Below are 20,116 nucleotides of genomic sequence, written 5' to 3'. Positions count from 1 at the left end.
AGGCACATGGAAGCGTCGCTCTTGCCCTATCTGATTGGCGTCCTCATGACGGGCGGACTCGCCGCGGCCGTCCTTTTTCGCTGTGCCGACCGGCTCATGACGGCGTCGTGGCGCGTCACGCGCGCGGAGGCGGCCGTCTTGGGGGTCGTGGTCCTTGCCGGCGTCTGGGTCGTCTACGGGAGGTTTCTCGTGGGGGCACGGCTGTTCGCCTACTATGACGTGGGCTCCGACACCTCCGAGCAGTACGTGCCCTACTACCTGAGCCTGCTGAGGTCGATCAGGGACGGCTCTCTGGGCCTGTGGAACGCCGACTACGGCCTGGGCACCAGCTTCATGTCCTACCAGAGCTGGACTCTCGACCCGTTCAACCTGGTCCTGATCCCGCTATGCCTGGCGTTTGGCGACGGCCTGCTCGGCGGCGCCCTTGCGATCGTCCAGGCCCTCAAGGTGGTCTGCTGCGCCTTCCTCTTTGACCGGCTGCTGTGCGGCTACTGCCGCCTCCCTCTGTCGCGGGTCCTGGGAGCGTCGCTCTTTGCCTTCTGCGGCTACCTGGTCCTGTGGGGGCAGCATTACTGGCTCGGCACCGTGCTCGTGATGGCGACCCTGCTCACCCTCCTGCTTGAGCTCCTCATGCGGCGCTGGAGCGTCCCCCGCTTCCTGGGGGTCACCTGCGCCGTCGCGGCGACGGTCATGATGAGCACGTACTCGGGATTCATGGTGATGCTCTATGCCAGCGCCTACGCCGCGCTGAGGCTGCCCTGCGTCATGGACGCCGCGTCCCCGGCCACGTACGCGAGATGCTTCGGCAGGCTGGCCGCGCCCGTCATCTGCGGCCTGCTCGTGTCCATGCTGACGGTCGTCCCCTATGCCACGCTGCTTCTGGGCGAGTCGGCGCGCGTGAGCGGGACGGGCACCCTGGTCTCACGGGCCATGGGCTACCTTGGCGCCTTTGTCCCCGTGCGCTGGGTGCTGCCCGTCCTAAGCCGCCTTCTGGGGTCCACGCTCATCAGCGCCGGGTCGGACATCCCTCCCTCAGTCATACCCCCCACCGCAGGGTTCGGCTACGTCAACGTGTACGAGTTCGTCCAGATGGGCTTCTCCGGCTTTTCCGTCATGCTCCTGGGGCAGTTCTTCCATTGGGAGCTCACGGGGGCGGAGAGGCGCGAGAGGACGCTCGCCGGCATCGCCGCGCTCATCTGCGCCTTGTACTGCCTTAACTTCTTTCTCCCGGCGCTCTCGAACCTCTTCGTCGAGCCCAAGTATCGCAGCTCCTTCGCGCTTGCCATCCCCCTGTGCCTGGCCATGGCGGTCGGATGGGAGCGGCGCGTCGCGCAGGGCCGCCCGTCTCGCCCGACGCTGCTTACGACGGGCGGACTCACCCTCGTCGTCATTGGGTGGTCCCTGGCGCATACGGTTGACGGCCACGTCACCTGCCTTGTTTATCTTGTGAGCGTCGCCGGCGGCATCGCCCTCCTGCTTTGCCTGGGTCGAACGGGGGCCAGACGGAACGTGGCGCTCGTCCTGCTCTGCGCCCTCGCGCTGTTCGGCAGCGTGACCGACGCCTTCATGGCCACCAATCACAGGGCGACGGGCCTGCCCGATCGCTTTCCGGCGGCGGTGAGCCCCGGACGCGACAAGGACACGCGCGCGGCCCTCGCCTGGGTCAGGGCACAGGGAGACGGCTTCGTGAGGGTGGAGAAGCGCTACCGCGACTGGACGCGCCTCAACGACGCGCTCGTGCAGGGGTATGCCGGCGTGTCCTCGTACAACTCCACCCTCGACAGCGACGTCATTGACTTCTATCGCCAGCTGTGGCCTCGCGTCCTCGTGGGCGAGAGCGCCTACCAGGAGTTCCTCGCCGACCCCGACCAGCCGGCGCTTTTGAGGCTGCTGGGCGTGCGCTACCTTCTCTCCCACGACGACCTGGCAGGACCCGCGTACGACCAGAGGGCCCAATTTGGCTCGGTGCGCGTCTATGAGGTGCTGGGGGCGGCGTGCCCCCTGTCGGTGCGGCGGGGGGTCGTACGGGAGTCTGACGCGGCCCTCATGGACGCCGAGGGGCGCAGGGAGCTTCTTGCGGCGAGCGTCATCGTCCCTGACGAGGTCGCCGACTCATTGGAGCGACAGGCCCGCCCCACGGGGCAGCAGGAGGTGGGCGGCCACACGGTTGACGGTCCCGACGGCCCCATCGCCTATGACCCCGCTCCCGCATGGCTGTGCCTCGCCGGCGCGGACCGGCTGAGCGGCGCGGCCGACGCTGACGTCGACGGGTCCGTGGCCTGCCTGAGCGTGCCGCATACCCTGGGATGGAGGGTGAGCGTGGACGGCCGTGAGGTGCCGACCTTCCGCGTGAACTACGGCTTCGTGGGGTTCGCCCTGACGGCGGGACATCATCAGGTCGAGGCGCGCTACGAGGCGCCCAACGCCTCTCTGGGCGTGGTCCTGGCAGGCATGGGCGTCTGCCTCGCGACCGCCTGCTGCGCGGTTGGGCTTAGGCTCAGGCGGCGCGGGGACGCACGCTGACGGAAAGGCGCCCCCTCAAACGGGGGCGCCTTCTCGTGACGCTGACAAGCTGCCTGGTAGCTACGACGTCGACCTAGTAGCTGTACACCTTTGACCCTATCGGGCAGGTGTCGTAGAGCCATTTCGCCTGGTCGAACCAGAGACGCACGCAGCCGTGCGTCTCGGCCCTGCCGATGGTGGTGTCATAGGGGGCACCGGGCGTGTACGGGTTACCGTAGTTGCGGTAGAAGCCGGCGGAATGGAAGCGCTGCCCCTCGCCGTCAGGGCTTCCGCTGGGAACGAAGAACTCCGACCAGTAGAAGTAGTCGGGGTCGTTGCCCATGAAGTACCCCTTCTTGAGGATCTCAAAGCTGCCCCGGGCCGTGATCCCAAACGTCGGGTCGCTGCGCTTGGTGGTGCCCACGCTGCACAGCCAGTCCTGCACGGGCTCCCAGTTGCCGGCCGACCCCTTGAACACGATCGTGCGACAGTTCCAGTTGTCGATGCACAGAAGGTAGTTCGTCTTGCTGGTCGTGTGGCGGATGGCCTGGAAGGCGCTGTAGGCGACGTTGGAGAAGGCGCGCGAGCTGCCATCCCGATAGAAGTAGTGCCAGGTGCCGTTCTGCGCGACCCAACCGTACCCGATCGTCTTCTTGAGCGTCCAGCGCTGCGACGCGAGGCCCTCGCGCGGCTGCGCCTGGAACGCCGTGCGTCCCGCGGCCACCTCAAGGGCCTTGCCGGAGTTGACGTTGACAAAGCGGACGCCGCCGCCGTCGACGATCTCGGCGCGCCAGAGCTGGGCGTTGGAGTGATTGAGATACCACTGCTGAACGCGCGCGCCGTCAAGGGACGAGGCCGAGTCAACGTCGAGGACCTTGCCCGAGGCAAAGTTCTTGATGAGGTAGCCCTCGCCCGAGGGCACGAGGTAGAACTTCTGCGCCAGCGAGTCGTTGCCCGCGTAGGCCTGAAGGTCGGCGCCGGCAGCCGAGGAGCCGCCCCTCACGTCAAGGACGAGGTTTGCGCCCAGGCCGGAGCGAAACTCGTAGAGGCCGCCCGCAAGGAGCCGCTCGGGCATGAAGAGGAAGTGCTGGGTCACGGACCCGCTGGCGCCCCGCAGGGCCAGCTTCGCGCCGTTCGAGCTGCCCTCGGCGCCCAGGCTCATGACGAGGTCCGCCGAGGCAGACAGGAGGGAGAAGTACCTCCCGTTCCACACGGGCCTCCAGAGGTTCTCGGCGCCAGGCGCCGTGAGGGAGCTTCCCACCTGGAGGACGGAGCTCCCGCGCACGGTGAGCCAGCCTCCCGACGCGGCCGTACGCAGGCGATAGGCGCCCGTCTCGGCGTCATAGACAACCTGGAAGCGCTGCGCCAGCGACCCGTTGGAGGCGTAGATCTGCGCCTGCGCGCCGCTTGCCGAGGAGCCGTTCGTGATGTCCACGACCCGGCCCGTGTTCGAGAGGGGGCGAATGGAGTAGATGCCCTCGGTGAGAATGCTCGAGGGAATGAGCCAGAACCTCTGGGCGGCCGTTCCGTTTGCGTCATAGACCTGCAGGTTGGAGCCATTGCCGATCACGCCTCCGCTGATGTCCAGCACAAGGCCGTTGGCCTTGCTCACGAGGGTGTAGGAGACGCCGTCCGCGTTGAGCCGCAGTGCCCACTTTTGCGCGTCTGACCCGTTGGCCTGCCACTGACGAACGTTGGTCGAGGGAACGACGTTGCCGTCGGCCACGTCAAGGACCTTGCCCGTTCCGATGACCGTGATGGTGTAGAAGCCGCTTCCGTCGTCCTTGAGGTAGAGTCGCTGCGCGCCCGAGTCGTTCCTGGCGTACAGACGCGCGTTGGCGCCGTTGCCCAGGGAGCCGGCCTCGATGTCTGCCACGTGGCGCGAGCTCGCGCTCCCGCCTGCCAGCAGGTAGGCGCCGTCCAGCCCGCGCACGCCAGGCTCAATCGAGGGGTCGGGCGAGAGAAGGTAGAAAAGCTGCGCCCTGGTGCCGTTGGCCGTGTAGGCCTGGACGTTGGTGCCGTTGGCCGTGCCCGCCCACATGAGGTCGAGGACGAGGTCGGCACGTAGCTTCGAGACGAGCAGGTAGGCATCATCGCGCCTGACGAGCTTCCATAGCTGCGCGTCGGTGCCGTTCGCATGCCAGAGGCCAACGTTGACGCCGTCGCGCAGCCCGGCCGCCTGCACGTCAAGGACCTGGCTGGTTCCTGCGCGCGCCACCGTGTAGTAGTCGCCGACACGGCTGAGCGTCCATCTCTGCGTCCCTGACATGGTGCTCTGGTACGTCTGGACGTTGGTCCCGTCCGCAGAGCCGCCGCCGGCGGAATCGATCACCTGCACCAGGCTGTTGGCGGAGCGGATGATGTAGGTGCCCGCCTTGTCGGTGACGGCCGGACCGGCCGCGAGGTTGGCTGCCGCCTCGAGCCAGAACCACTGGCCCTCCCCCTCGTTGGCGACGAGCGTCTGAAGTCCCGCTCCTGCCGTGCCCGCCAGGGCGTCGGCGACGCCCAACGCGAGGCCGCTGGCCTTGTTGACAAGGCCGTAGGAGCCGTTCGCATTACGCACGAGCGCCCAGCGCTGCTGGGCCGACCCGCAATCAAAAGCCAGTTGGACCCGCGTGCCCGGCACGACGCTGCCGTAACGCGCCTCGAGCACCTTGCCCGACTCGATGGCGTAGACGGCGTAGTAGCCCTTGGCGTCACGCTTGAGATACAGGCGCTGGGAGGGGGACCCGTCCTTGTCGAGCAGGCGGACGTCAGAGGAGCCTGCCCTGCCGACGACGACCGAGCCCAAAGACGAGGGGCCCGAGATCAGCTGGTAGGAGCCGTCCGTTCCGGGAAGCGTCGCGCCCGGGGCGACCGTCACGGTCGCGGGCAGGAAGAGGAAGCCTTGAGACGCGGTGCCGTTGGCGGTGTAGACCTGCACGTTCGTGCCGTTGGCGGTACGGCCTCCCGCAAGGTCGAGGACGAGGTCGCGACGCAGCCTCGAGACGACCTGATAGCTGCCGCCCATCTTCACGATGGTCCAGAGCTGGGCGTCAGTGCCGTTGTCGTCCCATATCTGGACGTTTGCGCCGTCCCTCGCCGAGGCGGCGGACACGTCGAGCACCTTGCTCGTCCCCGCCAGGCCGATGGTGTAGCAGCCGCTGTCCTCATGGAAGGTGAGCCTCCACCGCTGGGCGGGGCTCATGTTGCTCTCGTACGCCTGCACGTTGGCCCCGTCGGACGTGGACCCGGCGGTCACGTCGAGGACCTTTCTGCCGCCGTTGACCGACTCGATGACGTACTCCCCCTCCGCGACGGGAGGGACGGAGGGTCCCGGCTCGGAAGGGGGCTCTGGCGAGCTGTCAGGCGCAGGGGAGGCGTCCGGCTGCGGGGGCGCCGCCTTGGGCTCACCGGCGGCGGAGCCGTTCGAGGCAGACTCCCCTGCGGACGAGGGCGGCGACTGGACGGCGTCCTGCGGGGCGGCCTGCCCGGACGGGGACGGTTCGTCCTCGGTCCTTGCAGAGGCCTCAGGCGCCAGTGCCGACGTCTCGTTCGCCGCAGGCTGCTCGGGGGAAGGCGGCAGGACGACACCCAGAGCACCGGCGGACTCACGCGTGGTCGCGGCGTCGGCAGGTGTCGCAAAGGCGGGCCGGGGGGCGGAAAGCACGGCACACAGGAGCGTCGAGGCGGCAAGGACGGACAGGGACGCCCTCATCGTGCGAACGTAGCGAGCTTGCATGGAAACCAGATCCTCTCATGGGTCTCGTCTGCGGGACCTCACCGAAAGCCAGCGCTTCAGGAGGTCTAGGACGCATTTTACCTGAAACCAAGAGGAGCTCGCAAAAGCTGCGAGGGCGCCGGCGCTCACCCCGCGTGACCCAGGCGCTCCTCCAGCTCCCGGGGAATCACGCCCGGCTCGACGGTGAAGGAGTCCTCCACCGCCTGGGCCTGGCTGAGCCTGAGCTCCCCGAGATCGTCGTCACCCAGGCGCCCGTAGGCGTCGGAGAGCTGACGGAGCGAGAAGGCCACATAGCCCGCGACCGCGTCCCCCACGCCCGAAAGGAGCATCATCGTGACGAGCGAGTCCGGGGTGAGCGCGAGGGCCACCTCGGGGTCGAGGTCGAGCAGGCCGGCGATGCCCTCCTCGACCGTCGCGACGTCGCCGTGCGTGGGATGGCGCCTCAGCGCCCCAAGTGCACGGGCGACCGTCTCGACGAACTGGGAGATGACCTCAAGCAGATAGTCATGCTGCAACATGCTTCCTCCTCGTCGGGGCGCCGCGGCCCCCCGGTCGAGACGCCCGTCACGCCGTGCCGTCCGGCGGCACGGCGACGCCCAGATGCTCGAAGGCAAGCGCCGTCGCCTGCCGACCCTGGGGCGTGCGCACAAGGAGCCCCTGCTGAAGCAGGTAGGGCTCATAGACGTCCTCAAGCGTCGACGGGTCCTCGCCCACGGCCGAGGCGATGGTGGACAGCCCCACCGGACGACCCCTGAAGGTCTTGGTCAGCGCCACGAGGATGCGCGCGTCCATCCAGTCGAGGCCCATCTCGTCGATCTCAAAGAACGAGAGGGCCCGCGCGGCCACCTCCCAGCTGATGAGGCCGTCAGCCTTGACCTGAGCATAGTCGCGCACGCGCTTGAGCAGGCGATTGGCCAGCCGCGGCGTGCCCCGTGAGCGGCTCGCTATCTCCGAGGCGCCCCGGGCGTCCACCTGCACGCCCAGAAGGCGGGCCGAGCGGCAGACGATCTGCGACAGCTCGTCGATCGTGTAGTAGTCAAGGCGGTACGAGATGCCGAAGCGGTCACGCAGAGGGCCCGTGAGCAGGCCCGTGCGCGTCGTGGCGCCCACGAGGGTGAAGCGCGGCAGATCCAGGCGAATGGAGCGGGCGGCGGGCCCCTTGCCGATGACGATGTCAAGGCAAAAGTCCTCCATGGCGGGATAGAGGACCTCCTCCACCTGATGGTTGAGGCGGTGGATCTCGTCGACGAAGAGGACGTCGCCCTCCTCGAGGTTGGTGAGGATGGCCGCGAGGTCGCCGGTGCGCGAGATGGCCGGCCCCGACGTCGTCTTGAGGCGGGCGCCCATCTCGTTGGCCAGGACGCCGGCGAGCGTGGTCTTGCCCAGGCCGGGAGGGCCCGAAAAGAGCACGTGGTCAAGACTCTCGCCCCGCTCCTTGGCCGCGGCGATGAGGACGCGCAGGTTGGCCCTGACGCGCTCCTGGCCGCAGTAGTCATCCAGCGTCTTGGGCCTCAGGCCACGCTCGACCTCCAGGTCGTCGGCCGTGAGCTCGCCCGTCACGCCGCGGGAGCCGCCCCGGACGCGCGACGACGGGCTCTCGGACGCAAAGAGGTCCTCGTCAGCCGCCTCCCACATCAGGCGCCACCTCCCAGACGACGCAGGGCGCCGGCGACGAGGAGCTCGACCGAGGAGCCGGCGGCGTCCGCGTCGGCCAGGGCCAGCTCGCATTCCTGCTGGGTGAACCCAAGCGACAGCAGGGCGGAGGTGGCCTCAGCCACCAGGGCCTCGGCGCCGGCGGGGCGCGAGGGCGCGGGAGCGTCCTGGCCCTGCGCCCCGACGAGGCCGCGCAGGGTGACGTCCTTGGCGAAGACGCCCTCAAGCTCCACGAGCAGCCGCTGCGCCTTGCGCTTGCCCACGCCGGGGACCTGTGCCATGCGCTCGGCGTCCTGGAGGGCGACCGTGGAGGCAAGGGCGGCCGGCGTGAGGGTGGAGAGCACGGAGAGCGCGAGCTTGGGGCCGACGCCCGAGACGGCGATGAGGCGGTCGAAGACGGCGCGCTCCTCGCGCGTCGCGAAGCCGAAGAGCTCCAGGGAGCTCTCCTTGACGAGGAGCCTGGTCAAGAGCGTGACGCCGGCGGTTCCCGCCGGCGGGAGCTGTGCCGCCGTGTTGGCGGAGACTCCCAGCTCAAAGCCGACGCCACCGACGTCGATGAGGGCCATGGGGGGCACGAGCTCAACAAGGGTACCCGTCAGCTGGGCGATCATTGGCTGTTTCTCCTACTCTGACGTACGTGGCTGAAAGCCGCGCGGTCGCGACCGCCGCCCGCCACGTGCGTCGCGGTGGCTGCGGCGGTGACGTCGCGGGCCAGCGCGCGCTCGAGGCGACGCTGCGCCTGCTCCTGCTCGAGCATCTGGACGGCGGCCGCGTCGCGGCGGCGCCGCCGGGTGAGGGCGAGGTTGGCATGGCAGATGGCGGCCGCCAGCGCGTCTGCGCAGTGGTCGGGACGGGGATCGTGGTCAAGGGCCAGGACGGTGCGCACCATGAAGATGACCTGGCGCTTGTCTGCCGACCCGGTGCCCACCACCGCCTGCTTGATCTGCATGGGGGTGTACTCGCCCAGCTCAAGGCCCGCCTTGGCGCAGGCGACGATGGCGGCACCGCGCGCCTGGGCGGTCGCCATGGCGGACCTGCTGTTCTCGCCAAAGAAGACCTTCTCTATGGCCAGCTGCGAGGGGGCGTAGGTCGCAACGATGCGGGATATCTCGTCAAAGACCCTTCCCAGGCGCACGTCGATGGCGAGCGAGGCGTCCGTGCTCACGCAGCCGTAGGCCCGCGCGCGGCAGGTCGAGCCGCGCGTCTCGATGACGCCCCATCCCGTGTGTGCCAGGCCGGGGTCTATGCCTAGGACGATCATGCCAATGTCCCACCTTGCCCGATGTGATAGAACGTTCGTTCTAACTATAGCATAGCGCCGCTCAGTTCTCCGAGAAGGGAGGTCCCCAGAGCATCACGCCGCCCGCGGGCCTGTCCCCGGCCTTGCCGGCCCGCCGGGCGCCGAGCCACTCCTGGAGGCCCTCCAGGTTCTGGCGCGGCAGAAGCCCGCTGTTGGCAAGGTCGCCCAGAAGCGTCATGACCTCGGAGAGCTGCCCCGCGACATCCGCCGCGGAGGGCCCTGCCTCCGGCGGCGCCGGCGCGCCGTCACCTGCGGCTCCCATGAGCGCCTCCTTGGACAGCCGGGCCAGGTCGTCACGAAGCGCCTGGTCGCCCAGGGAGCCGTCGGGCCGCCACGCCAGGCCCAGCGACGTGCGGCTGTCGGCCAGGGGCGCCGAGCTCGTGGCGATGACGAGCGGCGTCCCCACGCGCCAGGGCTCCGCCTCGTCGAGCGCCTCGAGGACCCGGCTCACGTACGCGGGGGAGCGACCGGTGACGGCCGACACGTCGCGCAGGCCGTGACGTCCCTCGAGGTGCTCGAGCAGGATCGCGTCGATGGCAAAGACCGTCTCCTCGACCGACGGCCCAAGGAGCGTCAGTCCCGGCAGGTCCGGCAGATCGGCACGGGTGAGCTGGGCCTTTCCCAGGACGGGGGAGATGGTGTTGCGCAGGCGCGCGAGGTCGAGAATGTCGGAGCGATAGACGTCCCCCAACGGCAGCGCGAACGCGGCCGTGGGCAGCTGCGACCTCAGCCCCAGCGCCAGGTCGGTCTTGTCCCGCGACGACAGCACCAGGCCGTCGAGCTCGCGGGCCCAGGCGGCGATCCGGGCCTGCGCGATGCCCTCCTGGAGCGCCTCGTCGCCCTGGGCGGCGCGAACGAGGGCGTCGTCGAGCTCCTGGACGTCAAGGCGCAGGCGGCCGGCGAGCTCGCGGGACCTTCGCGCGTCCTCGTCGCGTCGCGCGGACACGAGGACGTGCACCCTCGTCGGCCCGAGGGCGTCGGTCGCGAGCAGGGCGAGCAGGGAGGCGGACAGGGTCCCGTCAAGCCCGAGGACGACGGGGCGGCCTCCCCCGTACTTGCCCACCATGTCGTGAAGGCCCAGGGTGAGCACCTGCCACAGATGAAAGGTCTGGTCAAAGAGGACGTTGCCGCGGCTGGGGTCAACGGGGGCGCGCTCATCAAGCGAGCAGAGCACGAGGCCCTCCTCGAAGGCGGGACCGCACGCGACGAGCGTACCGGCGGGCGAGAGGACGAAGCTCGAGCCGCCAAAGACGCGCTCTCCGTACAGGCCCACCCCGCCGACGCCGCAGAGCCAGCAGGACATGTCCCGGGCGTCCTGGACGAAGCCGCCCTCGACGACGGCGGCCCCCAGGGCGCTTGCGGGATCGTCCACGCAGAACCCCTGGTCGTCCAGGTACACGACGACCGTGGCGCCCTTGTCGCGACCTCTCAGCCGGTCGAGGTCGTCCGGCGACGTCGACACGGCGACGCGCTCCCCGGCGATGTCGAAGAGGGGCGGCCCCTCCTTCGTTGCCAGCTCGTCGCGCGGGGCGTCGTCCCGCTTTGCCAGGAGGTCGGCCAGGCTCCCCGACATCCCCAGGAGCCTGACCGAACCGTCCTTCAGCAGCACGGGCTCCTGGACGCCCACGCCCTCGACGCCGACGAGCACCGAGACCAGGCAGGGGCAGGCCACGTCGGCAGCGAGGGAGGCCAAAGTCGCCACCAGGTCCCTGAGGAAGCCCACCTGGTCCGCCTCCCTCACGAGCTCGTAGCCCGTGAGGGCGCAGGACGGCAGGACCAGGAGGTCGGCACCGTCCTTGGCGGCCATCCGGGCATAGGTGCGGATGCGCGCCGCGCTGCGCTCGAGGTCGCCGGGGCGCGTGTTCGTCTGCGCGATGCCAAGCTTCATGTTCGTCTCCCCTCAGGTGCCCTCACAGGCCCCGCGGCGCGGGCGGGTGCGGCCCTACGCATACGCGACGTGCCCCTCCCTGCCGACGAAGTCCTCGACCTCGGCCAGGAGGATGGCGTTGCGGGCGTCGACCTTGGTCGGGAGCAGGAGCCGCATGAGGTCGCCGGCGTCGCTCTCGACGAGGAGCTCCACCCGGTCGAGTCCCGCGTACCGCACGAGTATGGACTGAAAGAGCTCCATGCGCTCCTGGGAGAGGAGCCGCGCGCTGACGCAGACCTCAAAGACCTTGGGCCTGTTCGTCCTGTCCGAGAGCTCCAGGCTCTCGACCGAGCTCGCGATAAGCTGGTCTCCCCTGTCGCCGCGCTCGAGCTTGCCAACGACCTTGATGAAGACGTCACCCACGCGCTCGCCCGTCTGGGGGTCGATCTGGCCCTCGAGCGCGGCGGCGCACTCCTTGTACGCCTTGGGGAACACGACGACGGAGATCTCGCCCTCCATGTCCTCGAGGGTGACGATGGCCATCTGGTCGCCCTTCTTGGTGACCTTCTTGGCCACGCCGCCGGTGGGGACCATGCCCGCCAGGCTGAAGGAGCTTCCCTCGGGCACCTTGAAGGTCGTGGTGGTGGACCCGTCCGCGGCGTTGACGACCTCCTCGGACTCGGAGAGCTCGCTGATGGCGTAATCGCGCGCCTTCGAGAGCGCGTACTCGTAGGGCGCGAGCGGGTGGTCCGAGACGTAGAGGCCGAGCACCTCGTGCTCCTGGGCGAGCTTGGTGTGACGGTCCCACTCGTCGGCGGGATCCGGCGGCGGCACCTCCTCGTCGAAGCCCGATCCCGCGACGTCCGCGAGCAGGTCGAAGAACGAGCTCTGCCCTGAAGCGCGATCCTTCTGGCGGCGGGCGGCCGCGTCGACTATGTTCATGGGGTCGCCCTTGTCCACGAAGCCGAGCAGCTGCTTGCGCGGGTATCCCGTGGAGTCGAAGGCGCCGGCCTTGATGAGCGCCTCGACGACGCGACGATTCGCCTGGCTGCCGTCCAGGCGGTCCACGAAGTCATGGAGGCTCCTGAAGGGGCCGCCGCGCTCGCGCTCGCGCATGATGACCTCGCCGACGCCGGCGCCGACGCCCCGGATGCCCGCAAAGCCAAAGCGCACGCCCTCTCGCGTGGCGGTGAAGTCGCGGCCGGACTCGTTGATGTCAGGCGGCAGGACCTCTATGCCCTCGCGGCGGCAGGCCGTGACGTAGTGCACGATCTTCTCGGTCTTGCCCATGTAGGAGGTGAGCACGGAGGCCATGAACTCCTTGGGGAAGTGCGCCTTGAGCCAGGCCGTCTGCATGACGAGGATGGCGTAGCCCGCCGAGTGGGACTTGTTGAACGCGTAGGAGGCAAACTCCAGGACGTCGTCCCAGATCTTCTGGGCGACGTCGCGCTCGTAGCCGTTGCCCTGCGCCCCGTTCATCCAGTGGTCGTAGGTGGTCTCGTCCCTGCCGTCGTCCCAGTGAAAGACGGTGGAGGTCAAAAGCTTGATCTTCTTCTTGGCCACCGGCTTGCGAATGCGCGAGTCGCTCTCGCCGGCCGAGAAGCCGCTCATCTTGACCGAGATCTGCATGACCTGCTCCTGGTACACGATCGTGCCGTAGGTCTCGTCCAGGATGCTCGAGAGTCGGTCGTCGTAGAAGACGACGGGCTCCTTGCCGTTCATGCGGTTGATGTAGCTCGTGACCATGCCGGCGCCCAGCGGGCCGGGGCGGTACAGGGCGATGAGTGCCACGATCTGCTTGTACTCGCGAGGTTGCATGTTCTTGATGGTGGCCGTCATGCCGGCGGACTCCACCTGAAAGACGCCCGCCGTATGGCCCGAGCCCAGAAGCTCGTAGATCTTGGGATCCGAGAAGTCGATGAGGTCAACGTCTATGTCGACGCCGCGCGCGGACGGCTTGAGGCAGGCCCTCACGGCCTCGGGCATGGCCGCGACGTCCTGGGGGCCGGGGTGGGCAGCGCGGATGTTGTCGAGCGCCTTGTTGATGACCGTCAGGGTGCGCAGACCCAGGAAGTCCATCTTGAGCAGGCCCATGTCCGCCACGGAATGACCCTCGTACTGGGTGATCGTGACGTTGCCCTTGGTGTCGAGCTTCGTGGGCACGTGGTCGGTGACGGGCGTGGGCGCGATGAGGGTCGCGCAGGCATGCACGCCCTCGCCGCGGGTCATGCCCTCTATGGAGAGGGCTGCGTCAATGATCTGATGCGCGACCTGGTCCTCACGGTAGGCCCGCTCAAAGTCCGGGGAGTACTGGTCGGGCCGCCTCTCGTTCTTGTGGAGCGCGTTTTCCAGGGAGAGCTTGGGGTCGTTGGAGAGCATCTTTGACAGCCGCTGCCCCACGTAGACGGGCTGCCCCAGCACGCGGGCGGCGTCGTTGATGGCCTGCTTGGCCTTGATCGTGGAATAGGTGATGACCTTGCAGACGTGGTCCTCGCCGTACACCTCGCGGACGTGGGCGAGCACGTCCTGCAGGTGCTCGTCGTCAAAGTCCATGTCGATGTCGGGCATCTCGGAGCGTTGGGGCGAGAGGAAGCGCTCGAACATGAGACCGTTCTCAAGGGGGTCGAAGGTCGTGATGTTCAAGGCGTAGGCGACGATGGCGCCCGCGGCCGACCCGCGGCCCGGCCCCACGCCGATGCCGTTGTCCTTGGCCCACTGGACGTAGTCCTGGACGATGAGGAAGTAGTTCGCGAAGCCCTTGTCGCAGATGACCTGATACTCGTATTCAAAGCGCTCCCGGACGTTGACGCCGTTGATCGTGACGTCACGCCAGTCGTCGCCGTAGCGCTTCGCCAGGCCGCGCTCGCATTCCGCGCGAAAGCGCTCCTCGGCGGTCTCCCCCGGTCGCAGGCCAGGAAACGAGGGCAGGTACATGCTGGACCAGTCGAGCTCGTAGTCGCACTTGTCGGCCACCTCGACGGTGTTGTCCACAGCCTCGGGCAACCACGAGAAGAGCTCGCGCATCTCCTGCTCGCTCTTGAGGTAGTACTCGCTGCCCCGCATGCGCATGCGCTTGGGGTCGTCGAGCGTCGTCGCCTTGCCGATGCAGGAGAGGAGGTCCTGCGTGGGGGCGTCGTCGCGAACGAGGTAGTGGAAGTCGTTGGTGGCGACCACCTTGATGCCAAGCTCGCGTCCCAGCCTGACCAGCTGCTCGTCAAGGCGGCGGTCGTCCCAGCCGCCCTCGAAGACGTTGCCGTGGTCCTGGACCTCAAGGTAGAAGTCGTCCCCGAAGAGCTCCTTGAAGGTGAGGGCCCACTGGCGCGCCTCGTCAGGCTGGCCCGACACCACGCACTGGGGAATGACGCCCTGCACGCAGGCGCTGAGGCAGATGACGCCCTCGTGGTACTTTCGCAGCATGGGCAGGGTCGTGTGGGGCTTCCCGTAGTACATCATCTCGTGGCCGGCGGCCTCGGACATGCACTTGAGCAGGTTGTGGTAGCCCGTCTCGTTCTTGGCGAGCAGGATCAGGTGGTAGCGACGCTCTCGCGTTCCGCGCTCCACGTGGTCGCCCTTGATGAAGTAGGCCTCGCAGCCAAAGATGGGCTTGATCTTGAGGGGCGGACGGTTTGCCCGGACCGCCTCGATGTCGTGGGAGGACGACTCCCAGACATCGCGGTCCGATGCCCACTGGGCGTGGGCCCGGTCATAGCGGGGGGCGTCCTGCGGGTCGGCCTCGGGCTCCGTGAGCTCCCAGGACTTCTGGAAGCACTCGAGGTCGCGCTTCCACTGGCGCATGGCGAGCGCCTCCTCGTTGTACCTGCGGCACTCGAGGTCGAGGTTGGGGATCCCAAACATGTAGCCGTGGTCCGTCAGCGCGACCGCCGGCATGCCGAGCTCGACCGCCCTGCCCACGATGTCCGAGATGCGCGCCGCGCCGTCCAGGATCGAGAAGTCCGAATGGCTGTGAAGGTGTACGAATGCCATGCCGCCCCTTGCCTTGATGTCCGCCCGCTAGAGCATAGCCCAACAACGGGTGCGCACGAGGGCGCAAAGGCGCCCTCCCAGCTGGTCGCGCGCCCGTTCGCGCAGGTCGAACAACCAGCAAAAATCCATGACCGTGACCCGACGGCGCTACCAGCGGGGCTGCTCGCGCTCATCGAAGTGCCAGCGCACGACCACCGGCTGGCCCGGGACGCCCCCCAGCTCCGCGGCGTCGCGCTCGACGCAGCAGAACGCGCAGTCAACCTCCGAAAAGCCGGCGCCCATGAGCACCTTGGCGTAAAAATTGGCCTGCATCGCGTGACGGGCCCGCAGCTCGTCCCAGCCGAGCCCGGCGTCGCCGGTCTTGTAGTCGACCACGAGGGCGCGCTCGGCCCCCTCGTCGCTGCACAACAGGTCGATGGCGCCCGTCACGTGACTGCCGTGGACGCTCTCGACGTGCTGGAAGAAGGGCAGCTCCGCCCGGACGACGTCATGCGCGAGGGCCTCAAGGCGCAGCGCCGATCCCATCCAGCGCCCCAACGCCGTCTCGAGGCGGGCGCGCGACCGCGACGAGAGCCTCCAGCGACGGGCGGCGGCGTCCAGGCGGCGGGCGTCCGGCGCCTCGCCGGGGGCCTCCACGAGCGACTGCGCCAGCTCGTGGAAGGCAGACCCGAGGTTGGTCGCCCTGTCCTCGTCCGCCCCGTCAGAGGTCATGCTGGCGTCGACGTGCGAGGACGCGGAGATCCGGGACGCCACGGAGGAGTAGCTGAAGCTGCCGTCGCGCGCGTCCGCCATGGTCACGAGGGACGACAGGTCCCCCGACTCGACCTCATACAGGTCGAAGGCCCGCCGATCCGGGCACTCCGAGCAGACGACGTCGGGTGCGAGGGGCCCGTCCGTCGCGCCGTCGACGACCGTCGCCCCATCGGCCCGAGACACCCTCAGGCAGCGGTAGCTTCCCAGCCGTCCGCCCTCGGGCCCCTCGAGCTCGCCCGCGCCGGGCCTGGGCACGACCCCGTCAAAGAGCGCGTCCAGCACGTCATATGCCAGGCCTGCGGCGACGTCGCCCCCCTTCAGGAGGTCGGCCCTCAGGCCCAGGACGAGCGCCTCGCGGGCGCGCGTGAGGCCCACGTAGAGCAGGCGCGTCTTCTCCTGGGCCTCGGCCTCCCTCTCGCCCGCGCGCAGGGCGGCCCAGACCTCCGCGATGTCCCGCGGGTCGTCCGTTGCCTCGACGCACGTCTCGTCGAGCCGCGCGCCGGGAGGCGCCAGCACGGCGTGGACCTCGCCGCCCGTCAGCCTGCCCGCCACCACCCCAGAGGGAGGGCGGGGGGTTGACCAGCACTCCGCAACGGCGCAGACGGGAAACTCCAACCCCTTGGAGGCGTGGACGGTCATGACGCGCACGGCGCTGCGAGCGCTGACCGCCAGCGTGGACGGGGGCACCTTGGAGAGCTGGAGCCAGGCGTCAAACTCCGAGGCGGCGCGCGCCGCGCCCATCCCCAGCTCGTCGGTCAGGTCACGGACGTACTCGACGGCGGCGAGGACGTTCGCCTCGCGCGACCTGCCCTCCTGCCCCTGGGCCTCAAGGCGGGCGAGCCAGCCGGACTCGCGCGCCACGCCCAGGCAGACGTCCGCCACGCTCTGGCGGCGCAGGCGGCTGCGGGCGCGAAGGATCAGGTCGTGAGCAAGGCGGAGACGCAGGGAGGGCGCCACGTCGCCGTAGAAGGTCATGGACGCGATCCCTCGGTCTATCGAGCGCTTCGTGGGGGCGTCAAGGACGAGCTGGGGGCGCGTGCCCAGCATCACGAAGTCGTCGGCGTCGAGCTCGAACAGCTCGCTGGCCAGAAGGGGGAAGAGCCCCTCCCCCGTGTCATGCGGGTTGGCGAGCACGTGCAGCAGAGACGCGACGACGCCGACCTCCGGCGCGCTGGTGAAGGTCGACCCGCCGGTCACGACGCACTCCAGTCCCCGGGCGCGGATGGCGTCGATGTAGGCGGAGGCGTGAGTCGTGGTCCCCAGCAGCAGCGCCATGTCGCCCGGACGCTGTCCCGCCTCGACGAAGGCTGCCAGGCGCCCCGCGACGGAGTCGGCCATGACGTCGACGGCCTCCGACGTCGGCGCGCCTTCCCTGAGGACGACCTCCACGCTCACGCGCGGCAGGTCATGGGCCCGGTAGCGGTCCTGGCGCTTCGGGGAGGGGGAAAGCTGCATGAAGTCGTCCAGGACGCCCCGCCCGCCTCCGCAGACGGCGTCCACGAACGAGAGCACGGCGGCATGGCTGCGATAGTTCGTGGCCATGCGCACGTGGCCCGCGCTGCCGACGCTCCTCCCATGGCTCCTGAACACGTCGACGTCGGCACCCCTGAAGCGATAGATGGACTGCTGGGCGTCACCCACCGTCGCCACGCGGCACGCCTCGCCGCCCGCGAGCAGGCGCACGAGCTCGAGCTGGCGGGCGTCGGTGTCCTGAAACTCGTCAACCATGATGAGCTTGAACCTGTCCGCATACTCTGCCGCCACCTGCGGGTTGTCGCGCACCGCGGCCAGGGCGAGCCCGATGAGGTCGTCGTTGTCCAGGACGGAGCGGGCGCGCTTGAGCTCGTCGAAGCGCTCGCCCACCCGCCTCGCCAGGCCCAGCGCCGCCTCGACGGCAGGCGTCATGCGCGTGAGAAGCAACGTCGCGCGCGCCCTCTTCAAGGCGCGGCCCGCCTCGCGCGCGGCGTCGCCAAAGGCCTTGGACCGCGTCGAGGGAAGGCCTATCCGCGCAAGGCGCTCGGCGAGCGCGAGGGCGGCATCGACGTCCCGCACAGCGGGCGGCGTCTGGGCAAACCCCCGCAGAAGCTCGAGCGCCGGATCGACCCGACGCGCGGCGGCCTCCGTCAGCCTCTGCGCATGGAGCATCTCATAGGACAGGAGGAGGGCGTCCATCGTGGCGGCGACGTCGGCGGGGGCGGCGAGGCGAATGCCGTCGAAGCCGTCCGGCAGCGTGCGCGACAGGTCATACAGACGCTCGACCATGCCCAACGCCCCGCTGCGCCGGGCGCCGGGACGCTCCACGCCCAGCGACGCCTCCCCGAACAGCAGGCTCAGCCCCCGGTCGCCCCTGCGGGCCCGAAAGGCGGACCCGACGACCTCCTCCAGCGCGCGGCCTTTGAGGAGCTGCTCCTCGTTGGCCCCCGCCATCGCAAACTCGGGGTCGATCCCCAGGTCGAGGGCATGCCGCCGCAGGATGCGCGCGCACATGCCATGGATGGTGCTGATCCAGGCGGCATCGACGCCAAGCAGGGCCTCGCGCATGCCGGCGGCGCGCAGCGTGCCGCGCACGCGCTCGCGAATCTCGCGCGCGGCGGCGTTGGTGAACGTGATCACGAGCGCCTGGGAGAGGTCGTCGAGGAACGGTCCCCCATCGGGACCCGAGCCGGGCGAGAGGGCCCAGGCGAGGCGGCGGGTGAGCGTGAAGGTCTTGCCCGAGCCCGCCCCCGCCTCGACGAAGAGGGGCTCGCCGAGCGACATGGCAATCCTGCGCTGCTCGTCGCTCAGACCCGTCAGGTCGACACGGCTCACGACGACCTCCTCTTGTCGCAGTTCATGACGGGGCAGTACTGGCAGGCCGCGTCATCGACGGGGTCGGCCTCGATGCGGCCCGCCATGAGCTCGCGGACCTTCTCTGCGATGGCGTCCTCGGTGGCGTCGAGCAGCGCCGACAGGCCTCGCCGCCCGTCCTGGCCAAAGCTGAGATCCTCGGGGACGCACATGGAGGCGAGGGCGGAGGCGGCGGGGGCGCGCGAGCCAAAGACGCGGTCGGCGAGATTGGCCGCGACGGCGCCCGCGAGGGCGTGGGCCCCCTTGCTCCCCAGATAGACGGCACCCGCGATGCGCAGGTCGGGGTAACGTCTCCTCACCACCTGGGCATAGATGAGCGACTGCACGCGTCGCGGCAGCGCGAAGGGTTCGCCCTCGTTCGGCCCGCCCTTGTCGAAGACGCCGTACTCCCCCACGAACGACCCGGGCGATCGATGCTTGTAGTCGATGACGACCGCCTGGCCGTGCGCGTCGACGTCCACTCGGTCCACCGTCCCCTGAAGGTAGCAGCCCGCGTAGTCCACGAGCTCGCCGTCGCGGCCGAAGCCCCACTCGAAGAGGCGCGGCTCAAAGCCCACGAACAGGCCCGACTCGTACTCGAGAGTCGAGAGCAGGTCCTGACGCAGCGCCTCGATCTGCCCCTCGTCCGTCGCGTCGTGGGCGACGAGCGCCTGGGAGCGGGCGCGACGCCCCCGGCTCAGGAACTGATGCCTCAGGTGAAGCTCAAACTCGTCCAGGAGGATCTGCTGGGCATGGCGCAGGGCGGCGTCGTCTCCCTCCCTGACGCGCGAGGCCCCCATGCGCTCCGTGAGGGGCAGCTCGCAGAGCGGGTCGAGTCCCCGGCTCGCGAGCAGGCGCTGGCGGGCCTCCTCGAGCAGGGACCTATGCGTGACCTCCAGCACCCGGTGGGCGAAGGTCCCCATCTCCATGGACGTGAAGCCCGCGTCCGACTCCTGTAGGCCCAGCCTGCGAAGGCTGAACCACTTGTAGGGACACTCGAGGTAGCTCTCGAGCTGCGAGGCCGACAGGAGCGGACGTCCGTGCGGAAGTCGGTCGCTGCCCTCGTTGGGCACCACGACCTGGCCCTGGAGCCGCGCGGAGACGTGCCCCGACGCCGCGAGGGCCTCCGTGCCCACGAAACGGGACGCCCTGCCCGAGGGAGAGCAGTTTGCCTCGGCATGAGACTCGTCAAGGGTCAGCACTTCGAGCGACGTGCCCACGTCCCCCGCATCTTGTGCGCCATAGCAGGAGACGAGCTCGGTGAGCATGACGGAGGGCCAGCGCTCCTTGAGCGTGCCGTCCCTGAGCGAGCGCTCGAGCGCCAGGTGGCGGCGAGGGAGCCTGACCAGGGAGGCAAACGCGAGCCTGCGCAGGGACAGCTCGTCGCGCCCTCCCCAGCGGACCACATCCTATGGTTGCCGCGCCGCTCAAGGCAGCCGGGCGAGCTCGGGCACTCGACACAGCTGTCCCCTCAAGAAACACAGCCTGACTAGTTTACACTTCGGATGCC

The 20,116-nt window shown here is 69.2% G+C and carries 10 protein-coding genes; 1 reads left to right on the top strand and 9 read right to left on the bottom strand.

Annotated elements, in window-relative coordinates:
- Positions 1 to 6: 6 nt before the first annotated feature.
- Positions 7 to 2,523, top strand: coding sequence for a YfhO family protein (locus BN3001_RS02240; protein WP_058270215.1), 2,517 nt, complete (start codon positions 7 to 9; stop codon positions 2,521 to 2,523).
- A 73-nt stretch (positions 2,524 to 2,596) separates the two neighbouring features.
- On the opposite strand, the gene BN3001_RS02235 is transcribed toward BN3001_RS02240, so the two are convergent.
- The 9 genes from BN3001_RS02235 to BN3001_RS02195 form a co-directional block, all read right to left on the bottom strand.
- Positions 2,597 to 6,223 carry an RICIN domain-containing protein gene (locus BN3001_RS02235; RefSeq protein WP_058270214.1) on the bottom strand — a complete coding sequence of 1,209 codons (3,627 nt, stop codon included), beginning with the start codon at positions 6,221 to 6,223 and terminating at the stop codon, positions 2,597 to 2,599.
- 125 nt (positions 6,224 to 6,348) lie between these two features.
- Positions 6,349 to 6,741 (bottom strand): hypothetical protein, encoded by a 393-nt coding sequence (locus BN3001_RS02230; RefSeq protein WP_058270213.1) that lies wholly within the window; start codon positions 6,739 to 6,741, stop codon positions 6,349 to 6,351.
- A 46-nt stretch (positions 6,742 to 6,787) separates the two neighbouring features.
- Positions 6,788 to 7,858 (bottom strand): Holliday junction branch migration DNA helicase RuvB, encoded by a 1,071-nt coding sequence (gene ruvB / locus BN3001_RS02225; RefSeq protein ID WP_058270212.1) that lies wholly within the window; start codon positions 7,856 to 7,858, stop codon positions 6,788 to 6,790.
- Positions 7,858 to 8,487: a Holliday junction branch migration protein RuvA gene (gene ruvA, locus BN3001_RS02220; RefSeq protein ID WP_058270211.1), complete on the bottom strand. Its 630-nt coding sequence runs from the start codon at positions 8,485 to 8,487 to the stop codon at positions 7,858 to 7,860. The genes ruvB and ruvA overlap by 1 nt, the downstream gene beginning before the upstream one ends.
- Positions 8,484 to 9,137 carry a crossover junction endodeoxyribonuclease RuvC gene (gene ruvC / locus BN3001_RS02215; RefSeq protein ID WP_058270210.1) on the bottom strand — a complete coding sequence of 218 codons (654 nt, stop codon included), beginning with the start codon at positions 9,135 to 9,137 and terminating at the stop codon, positions 8,484 to 8,486. Before ruvC ends, ruvA begins: the two co-directional genes overlap by 4 nt.
- A gap of 61 nt (positions 9,138 to 9,198) precedes the next feature.
- Positions 9,199 to 11,064, bottom strand: a complete 1,866-nt coding sequence (locus BN3001_RS02210; RefSeq protein WP_058270209.1) for a nitrilase-related carbon-nitrogen hydrolase — start codon at positions 11,062 to 11,064, stop codon at positions 9,199 to 9,201.
- A gap of 54 nt (positions 11,065 to 11,118) precedes the next feature.
- Entirely contained in the window at positions 11,119 to 15,027 is a 3,909-nt protein-coding gene (gene dnaE, locus BN3001_RS02205) for a DNA polymerase III subunit alpha (RefSeq protein WP_058270208.1), read from the bottom strand.
- Between the two features lie 147 nt (positions 15,028 to 15,174).
- On the bottom strand, positions 15,175 to 18,588 hold the full coding sequence (locus BN3001_RS02200; RefSeq protein ID WP_058270207.1) for a UvrD-helicase domain-containing protein: 3,414 nt from the start codon (positions 18,586 to 18,588) through the stop codon (positions 15,175 to 15,177).
- On the bottom strand, positions 18,585 to 20,012 hold the full coding sequence (locus BN3001_RS02195; protein WP_058270206.1) for a PD-(D/E)XK nuclease family protein: 1,428 nt from the start codon (positions 20,010 to 20,012) through the stop codon (positions 18,585 to 18,587). Before BN3001_RS02195 ends, BN3001_RS02200 begins: the two co-directional genes overlap by 4 nt.
- Positions 20,013 to 20,116 lie beyond the last annotated feature (104 nt).

The organism is Olsenella massiliensis (genome assembly GCF_001457795.1).
Taxonomy (GTDB): Bacteria; Actinomycetota; Coriobacteriia; order Coriobacteriales; family Atopobiaceae; genus Olsenella_F; species Olsenella_F massiliensis.
The sequence above is the reverse complement of the archived record's forward strand: the minus strand, read 5'-3'. Positions and strand labels throughout refer to the sequence as shown.

What these genes read in the sequence shown, in the direction of transcription:
- BN3001_RS02240 (WP_058270215.1), top strand. Translation starts at nt 7, where the DNA reads ATGGAAGCGTCGCTCTTGCCCTATCTGATTGGCGTCCTCATGACGGGC.
- BN3001_RS02235 (WP_058270214.1), bottom strand. Translation starts at nt 6,223, where the DNA reads ATGCAAGCTCGCTACGTTCGCACGATGAGGGCGTCCCTGTCCGTCCTT.
- BN3001_RS02230 (WP_058270213.1), bottom strand. Translation starts at nt 6,741, where the DNA reads ATGTTGCAGCATGACTATCTGCTTGAGGTCATCTCCCAGTTCGTCGAG.
- ruvB (WP_058270212.1), bottom strand. Translation starts at nt 7,858, where the DNA reads ATGTGGGAGGCGGCTGACGAGGACCTCTTTGCGTCCGAGAGCCCGTCG.
- ruvA (WP_058270211.1), bottom strand. Translation starts at nt 8,487, where the DNA reads ATGATCGCCCAGCTGACGGGTACCCTTGTTGAGCTCGTGCCCCCCATG.
- ruvC (WP_058270210.1), bottom strand. Translation starts at nt 9,137, where the DNA reads ATGATCGTCCTAGGCATAGACCCCGGCCTGGCACACACGGGATGGGGC.
- BN3001_RS02210 (WP_058270209.1), bottom strand. Translation starts at nt 11,064, where the DNA reads ATGAAGCTTGGCATCGCGCAGACGAACACGCGCCCCGGCGACCTCGAG.
- dnaE (WP_058270208.1), bottom strand. Translation starts at nt 15,027, where the DNA reads ATGGCATTCGTACACCTTCACAGCCATTCGGACTTCTCGATCCTGGAC.